Raw genomic sequence first — 6,645 nt, 5'->3', positions numbered from 1 at the left:
CCTTGCTTGGAAAAGCGATTCAATACAATCTGAATCAATGGGAGAAACTCACGGTTTATCTTCAGAATGGGCAAATTAACATCGACAACAACCGAGCTGAAAGAGCCATCAAACCCTTCGTAATCGGGCGTAAAAACTGGTTGTTTGCTAATACAGGTAATGGAGCCAAGTCGAGTGCGATACTTTACAGCATCATCGAAACCGCTAAAGCCAATGGGCTAATCCCGTATGATTACTTAGTGACACTCTTCGAAGAATTACCGAAACGACAGACCAACGAAAGTCTTGATGACCTGCTGCCATGGAACGTCCGATCTATCTAGGTGGTGATGCTCTGACGCTTACATAAAGCCGCCGTATAGCCAAGTTGCGTAGCGGCAGGTATAGCACCGAGCAATAAGTCACTTAGCGCTAAATCCTGACCAATCAGCGGCAAAATAGGTTGGTTATAATAAAGGTTCGCCGCAGTGGCTGAGACGGCCGTAGCAATCAAAAAAATCAGTTTCTTGCTGATGCTCACAGGCTCGTGATAGGTGTTGGCTGACATAAGTGGCTCGATGTAATTTGGGTTAGCGATAGAGCGCGATCTTAAGCTGATTAGATTCATAATAGAAATGTTATATTTCTATAAAATCTATACAGATTTGGTATTAATTGTCTAGAACTTAAGCACAAATTCAGATGATAACGTTGGAATACCACTTATAGGCAGTTGATCTCTCGCCGCCTACTTAACTATGAGTGGTGTACTTATTATCTGAATATACATCTCTTTAAAGAAGATTTTTTATTTATTCGTTTTTCTTATATAAGTTAATGACTTTTCCTTCTTATCCATTTAGTCAGTGTCTTGTTAATATGGCCGCCATTGATCGATTCTGTCTGTTTATTTGTACTCAGATAAGCTGGAAATTGGTGTTCTATGGCTCAATTCTTAAGGTTATTTTTCCATGTTGTATCCCATTATTAACTTAGCGGTGTTTGCTCTGTTGATTGTTGTGTTATTCAAGTTACAAAAAGCGAAAAAGACGCTGTCCACTCAGGTGTTTACCGGTTTAGGCTTGGGCGTTGCTTTTGGTGCTGCGTTGCAATTTATCTATGGTGTTGGTAGTGCTGAAGCGACTGCGACATTAGAGTACGTTAACATTGTTGGGTACGGCTATGTCAGCTTGTTAAAAATGATCATTATGCCGCTTATTTTAGTGTCGATTATTGGCGCTATTATTAAGGTCAAAGATACGGGCTCTTTGGGCAAAATGTCTGGTGGCATTATTGGTATCTTGCTAGCAACCACTGCGGTGTCGGCCCTTATTGGTGTTTTTGTTAGTAACTTATTTGGTCTGTCTGCCGACGGTATTGTACAGGGTGCGCGAGAAATGGCGCGCGGTGCTGCTTTGGAAACGCGTTTGGACGGCTTGGCCAATGTTTCCTTTGCTGACATGATCACGTCTTTCTTTCCGGGTAATCCTTTTGCAGATTTAGCGGGGAGCCGTCCAACGTCGACGATTGCTGTAGTGATTTTTTCTGCTTTTGTTGGTGTGGCCGGCGTAACAGTCGCTCGTGCTGAACCCGAATTAGGGGCAATGTTTGAGCGCTTTGTGGATGTTGCTCAATCTATCGTTAGAACCTTGGTTCGCATGGTATTAAGCCTGACGCCATACGGTATTCTTGCTTTGATGACAAAAGTGGTTGCGGGATCCAATGTTTCTGACATCTTGACCTTGCTTAACTTTGTGATGGCGTCTTATGTAGGGTTGGCACTGATTCTTGTGATGCACCTATGTTTGCTGGCGTTTAACGGTATTTCACCGCTTCGCTACTTTAAAAAAGTTCTGCCAGTATTGTTGTTTGCGTTTACCTCTCGCTCTAGTGCTGGCACCATTCCACTGAACATTGATACTCAAGTGAAGCGTCTGGGTAACGGCGAAGGAGAGTCAAACTTCTCTGCGTCTTTTGGTGCCACGATGGGGCAAAATGGCTGTGCGGGTTTGTATCCTGCCATGCTGGCGGTGATGATTGCTCCTACGGTCGGTATTAACCCATTGGATCCGAGCTTTATTATTTCTCTAATGGCGATCGTTACCATCAGTTCGTTTGGTATTGCGGGTATTGGTGGGGGAGCAACCTTTGCAGCCTTGATCGTTTTGTCTGCGCTGGATATGCCGGTTGCTTTAGCCGGTCTACTGATCTCTATCGAACCCTTGATAGACATGGGGCGTACAGCCGTCAATGTGAACGGCGCGATGACCGCAGGAACGATTACATCAAAATGGCTCGGCCATACGGATGCTAATGTGTTCGAGCAAGATGAAGCGCCAGAACTTGAGCTAAAAAACAGTTAAACACTAAGTACTATTATGTTGTTGTCATAAAACCACCCTAGGGTGGTTTTATTGGTTGTAGAAGCTGTTTTCTTATTTATACACAGCTACTGATGCTCTTATTTTTACTTATCGATCGTGGGTGCCTATGCTATTAGCTGAGAACTTGAAAGTTAGGGGAGCAGTCACTGCTATTTTGTTGCCAACCTTGGATCGATAGAAAACGCGACTCGTTGTGCAAATCTTTTGATTTTTTGGCATTGAGGGTGTTTTAGGTTGAGTAATGCGCCCAATGACGGCGAAGTCAAATCCTTCTGCTAACTGCTGCGATGCACTCAGTGGATCGTTAAACAGTGCCAAGGCCGAAAGCCGCCCGATTTTTTCTTTTTTGCTGGGTTTAAACGCTCGAATGGTCATAGCCCCCTTCAAATACCCTGCAACAACAACATCTATTGTGATGTATGAAACATATTATCAGTATAACCATTCACGCGCTTTCTTTTAGACTATTTGCCTGTCTGTCATGTCTCTACTTTCGAATACAAGTATTTCTGGCAGCGGGTTTCGTCCATGCGTTTGACAACAAAGGCTAGAATAGCGATCACCACAATCGAAAACACAATGCGCCCCCAGAATACAGTGGTGAAGTTGGCGCCAATTAATAATACCAATAAGGTATCTTCTATCATGCTGTGCATTAAATTAAGCAGCATCATGGCGATAAAGATGTCCCGTGGTGTGATGTGTCCGCGCTTGGCTTCGTTGATCAATAAACCACCACCAAAAGACATGCCTAGAGTGATGCCTACTATGGTTAAGTTGGTCGCTTCACGGCTGATGCCCAACACAGATAAAATAGGACGCAGTACAATGCCCATGAGTTTTTCGATACCAAGCAGTTTCAGTAAGCGCAAAAACGTCATCAGCACAGCAATCACCACGAAGATCATCACCAAGCTTTTTACCTGCTCAATTGCCCAAACCAAATAGCTGGCATCGACCTTGGATTCAGGTCTCCATACCACTTCTGTGGGCGTGTTTAACACACCAAAATGGTGATAATACTGGTGCAGCAGCCACCCCATGAGTAAACCACCACCAAGGCGAATCGTCAGTGTCGCGACAATGCCTACGCCAGCTCTTTTCGCCACCGCGACTTCGACAGGCAGAGAATGCGCCAGCAACAATAGAATGCTCAGCACGGAGACCTGAGCGACGGTCAATTCGGTATCTAGGCTCATAAACACCACCAATCCAGCGTACATATTGGTCACCAGGGTTGTGGCCCACACCAAGCCCATTTCACTGGGCAAACCGACGATCGACATCACAGGCCCCAGCCATAGACTCAGTAGCTCAATGCCGCCCAACTCTTCTACCACTTTAATCACTATGATCATCGGCACCATGATTTTATACAGCGTCCAGGTGACATCAAAAATCTCCCTGAACAGGCCATGAAATAATTGTTTTGTCCAGCGTTTTATGTGTATTTGCATTTTTCTACTCCAGTAAGAATGGCGAAAATTTTATGTACTTCTGGAAAAATATGTCGCTTAATTTCGAGCTATCAATCAATATAAATTTCTAATTTTGGCGTTTTAAGAAATATTTCATCGAAATATAATCATATTGAGAAATATATGGAATTAGACAAGATAGACAAAAAGATACTCAACATTTTGCAACGCAACAATCGTATTGCCAATATTGAGCTGGCAGAGGAAGTGGGGCTATCGCCACCAGCTTGTCACAAACGAGTTAAGCGCTTGCGAGACAGCAACGTCATCGTTGCTGATGTGTCGTTAGTCAACCCTGAAGTCTGTGGTAACAAGCTAACCTTACTGGTATCGGTAGAAATGGAGAGAGATCGAAAAGATGTCTACGATGGCTTTAAACTTGCCATCAGTAAAGCTCCAGAAGTCATGCATTGCTATCAAATTACTGGTACTTACGATTTTATGGTGATCGTCACTGTGCCCAACATGGAAGCCTATGAAACGTTTGTGGATCGAGTTATCCACACTGATGTTAATGTACGAAAGTTTCACACCTCAGTGTCATTAAGAACCGTAAAAAGCAGTACGGCAATCGCTCTTTAGCTCAGTCACAGCTGGGTGTGTTATTGTAGATAAAAGAGAGGTGAATATATTTAATAAAGAAAAATCAGTTCCAGCTTTCCCTAAATCATATACGACAGGTGTAACATTTCCAGTAAATACAAGGGTTTAGGTATAAAAAAAGGCCACCTAATCAGGTGGCCTTTCAATGTTTGGTGGTACGGCGGCACTCGAACTTATATCTAAGCTTTTGTTATTTAAAGATAATATTTTTAATGTTTCTGTTTATGCCCCCATTCAGCTAATGTGTTCGTATTAGTTTTATTTGTTCCATGAGTATATTTTTCGCTCAATGCGTACGGAAGGTGCGCAATTATTTAGAACACGATAGCTTCTATCGTATCATTTATGGTACAAATGATTATGGAAAATCAAAGTCGAAAGAAAGTGTCTGCGTGTTTTTATCGGTCGATCTCGGGTAACGAGCCTTTACGTGAGTGGTTGTTGTCGTTGCCCAAGGAAGACAGAAGCGTAATCGGGCAGGATATTAAATTAGTGGAATATGGTTGGCCAATTGGTATGCCTGTTTGTCGCTCCATGGGGGACGGATTATGGGAAGTCAGAACCACTTTAGGCGGTGGCCGTATTGCCCGTGTTTTGTTCTGTTTTCATGATGAGCGTTTGGTGTTACTTCATGGCTTCATTAAAAAAACACAAAAGACATCAAAGTCAGATTTAGAGCTAGGCAAAAAACGCCAACGGGAGGTAGAGCATGGCTAATACACACATAGGTTCATCATTTGATGACTTTTTAGAAGAAACAGGCGTGTTAGCGGAAACGAATGCTGTCGCCATTAAGCGTGTGATCGCATGGGAAATCCAACAGAAAATTGAAACAGAACACCTCACTAAAACCAAAATGGCGCAACTAATGAACACCAGCCGTGCCGCACTTGATCGACTGCTAGACCCCAACAACACATCCATTACCCTTCACACCTTGGATAATGCGGCTAAGGCGCTGGGTAAAACGCTTCGACTGGATTTAAGCTAAAGTAACAGATGACCGTTTTTGGTTTGCTGAAATACCCCCAAAAAATAGGGGCATCAGCGAAACTAATAGAAACTTATTGAACCCCTCTAAAAGCGAGAATAGGGCTGTAAGCCAGTGAAAACAAGGGTTTGAGGCAAAAAAAAACCACCCAAAAGGGTGGTTTTTAAGATGTTTGGTGGAGACGGCGGGGATCGAACCCGCGTCCGTCAGTCCGCTGCCATCGGCTCTACATGCATAGTCACTTCAATTATTTGACCACGAACCGCCCGAAGGACAGGGTGTTAATGGCGAGCCTACTTAGTCTTAGAACCTTATCCCTAGGCGGGGCATCAGTTAGCATCTTGTAATTTATGATACTGCAGAGTCTCTGGCTACAAGCAACCTGAGGGCAGCACACTAGCAGCGGTTTAGGCTGCTAAAGCGTAGTTTTCGTCGTTTGCGACTATTAAATTGATGCGGGGGATTTACGAGATCACGCATCACTCTCGACATGCACCTTTGGGTTTGTAACCGACGTCGAAACCATGTCGTCCCCAATAAGTTGCGTAATACTAACGGAAATATTCTTTTTACGCTAGCGATTACGCTGAAATGCTTACCTTGTATGCCTAAAAATCACAAACATATTAAGCATGTTTCATTAGACGTTCTTTGTCTCTTGACCAATCACGATCGCGTTCTGTGTCGCGTTTATCGTGGTCTTTTTTACCGGTTACTAGGGCCACTTCACATTTGATTTTGTTGCCCTTCCAGTAAAGTGCCATGGCGGCACAGGTTTTGCCTTTCTGCTCAGTGATTTGGATGATTTTATCCAATTCCTTGCGGTTCAACAGGAGCTTGCGTTGACGCATCGGTTCGCAAACCACGTGTGTTGACGCACTCAGAAGAGGCGTTATCCTTGCACCGACGAGCCAAGCTTCGTTTTGGTGAATGATGACAAACGAGTCGACAAGCTGAGCTTTGCCCTCACGTAGACTCTTTACTTCCCAACCAGACAAAACCAACCCGGCTTCGAATTTCTGATCGACAAAGTAGTCGTATTTTGCACGTTTATTAAGCGCAATAGTGCCCGTGCTGCTGGATTTTTTCTTTACTTTACTCATAGTTACAAATTATACGGTCGATAGTGGCAAAAACCTATGCTTTTCTTGAGGTATACGCCTGAATGTTAGAAAATTAATAGTTACTTATTCATTTTTGATAGTCGCGT

9 protein-coding genes and 1 other RNA gene are annotated in these 6,645 nt (G+C 43.6%); 5 read left to right on the top strand and 5 right to left on the bottom strand.

Annotation, left to right across the window (positions count from 1 at the left end; genetic code table 11):
- Window positions 1-323, top strand: a 323-nt coding sequence (locus tag LG368_RS06665) for an IS66 family transposase (RefSeq protein ID WP_226753953.1), incomplete at its 5' end; no start/stop codon positions are given.
- Here LG368_RS06665 and LG368_RS06660 read toward each other — a convergent pair.
- Window positions 320-547: a hypothetical protein gene (locus LG368_RS06660; protein WP_226753952.1), complete on the bottom strand. Its 228-nt coding sequence runs from the start codon at window positions 545-547 to the stop codon at window positions 320-322. The two genes, LG368_RS06665 and LG368_RS06660, sit on opposite strands and share 4 nt — an antisense overlap.
- 403 nt (window positions 548-950) lie before the next feature.
- Between LG368_RS06660 and LG368_RS06655 the strand changes: the two genes are divergently transcribed.
- Window positions 951-2,342 (top strand): L-cystine transporter, encoded by a 1,392-nt coding sequence (locus LG368_RS06655; RefSeq protein ID WP_226753951.1) that lies wholly within the window; start codon window positions 951-953, stop codon window positions 2,340-2,342.
- Window positions 2,343-2,450: 108 nt separating this feature from the next.
- Here the strand turns inward: LG368_RS06655 and LG368_RS06650 are convergent, their stop codons facing one another.
- Entirely contained in the window at window positions 2,451-2,738 is a 288-nt protein-coding gene (locus tag LG368_RS06650) for a hypothetical protein (RefSeq protein WP_226753950.1), read from the bottom strand.
- A 104-nt stretch (window positions 2,739-2,842) separates the two neighbouring features.
- A complete protein-coding gene (locus tag LG368_RS06645) occupies window positions 2,843-3,820 on the bottom strand; it encodes a hypothetical protein (protein ID WP_226753949.1) in 978 nt (325 codons plus the stop codon).
- Between the two features lie 144 nt (window positions 3,821-3,964).
- Between LG368_RS06645 and LG368_RS06640 the strand changes: the two genes are divergently transcribed.
- From LG368_RS06640 to LG368_RS06630, 3 genes are all read left to right on the top strand, one after another.
- Entirely contained in the window at window positions 3,965-4,423 is a 459-nt protein-coding gene (locus LG368_RS06640; protein WP_226753948.1) for an Lrp/AsnC family transcriptional regulator, read from the top strand.
- A gap of 381 nt (window positions 4,424-4,804) precedes the next feature.
- Complete coding sequence (locus LG368_RS06635; protein WP_226753947.1) at window positions 4,805-5,161, top strand: type II toxin-antitoxin system RelE/ParE family toxin; 357 nt, start codon at window positions 4,805-4,807, stop codon at window positions 5,159-5,161.
- Window positions 5,154-5,435, top strand: coding sequence for a helix-turn-helix domain-containing protein (locus LG368_RS06630; RefSeq protein ID WP_226753946.1), 282 nt, complete (start codon window positions 5,154-5,156; stop codon window positions 5,433-5,435). The genes LG368_RS06635 and LG368_RS06630 overlap by 8 nt, the downstream gene beginning before the upstream one ends.
- A 173-nt stretch (window positions 5,436-5,608) precedes the next feature.
- Here LG368_RS06630 and ssrA read toward each other — a convergent pair.
- Window positions 5,609-5,970, bottom strand: a transfer-messenger RNA (tmRNA) gene (gene ssrA, locus LG368_RS06625).
- 91 nt (window positions 5,971-6,061) lie between these two features.
- Window positions 6,062-6,538, bottom strand: a complete 477-nt coding sequence (smpB, locus tag LG368_RS06620; RefSeq protein ID WP_211535005.1) for an SsrA-binding protein SmpB — start codon at window positions 6,536-6,538, stop codon at window positions 6,062-6,064.
- Window positions 6,539-6,645: the final 107 nt, after the last annotated feature.

The organism is Marinomonas algarum (genome assembly GCF_020532605.1).
In the GTDB taxonomy this organism is placed as follows: Bacteria; Pseudomonadota; Gammaproteobacteria; order Pseudomonadales; family Marinomonadaceae; genus Marinomonas; species Marinomonas algarum.
The sequence above is the reverse complement of the archived record's forward strand: the minus strand, read 5'-3'. Positions and strand labels throughout refer to the sequence as shown.

What these genes read in the sequence shown, in the direction of transcription:
- LG368_RS06645 (WP_226753949.1), bottom strand. Translation starts at nt 3,820, where the DNA reads ATGCAAATACACATAAAACGCTGGACAAAACAATTATTTCATGGCCTG.
- LG368_RS06650 (WP_226753950.1), bottom strand. Translation starts at nt 2,738, where the DNA reads ATGACCATTCGAGCGTTTAAACCCAGCAAAAAAGAAAAAATCGGGCGG.
- LG368_RS06655 (WP_226753951.1), top strand. Translation starts at nt 951, where the DNA reads ATGTTGTATCCCATTATTAACTTAGCGGTGTTTGCTCTGTTGATTGTT.
- LG368_RS06640 (WP_226753948.1), top strand. Translation starts at nt 3,965, where the DNA reads ATGGAATTAGACAAGATAGACAAAAAGATACTCAACATTTTGCAACGC.
- LG368_RS06635 (WP_226753947.1), top strand. Translation starts at nt 4,805, where the DNA reads ATGGAAAATCAAAGTCGAAAGAAAGTGTCTGCGTGTTTTTATCGGTCG.
- LG368_RS06630 (WP_226753946.1), top strand. Translation starts at nt 5,154, where the DNA reads ATGGCTAATACACACATAGGTTCATCATTTGATGACTTTTTAGAAGAA.
- LG368_RS06660 (WP_226753952.1), bottom strand. Translation starts at nt 547, where the DNA reads ATGTCAGCCAACACCTATCACGAGCCTGTGAGCATCAGCAAGAAACTG.
- smpB (WP_211535005.1), bottom strand. Translation starts at nt 6,538, where the DNA reads ATGAGTAAAGTAAAGAAAAAATCCAGCAGCACGGGCACTATTGCGCTT.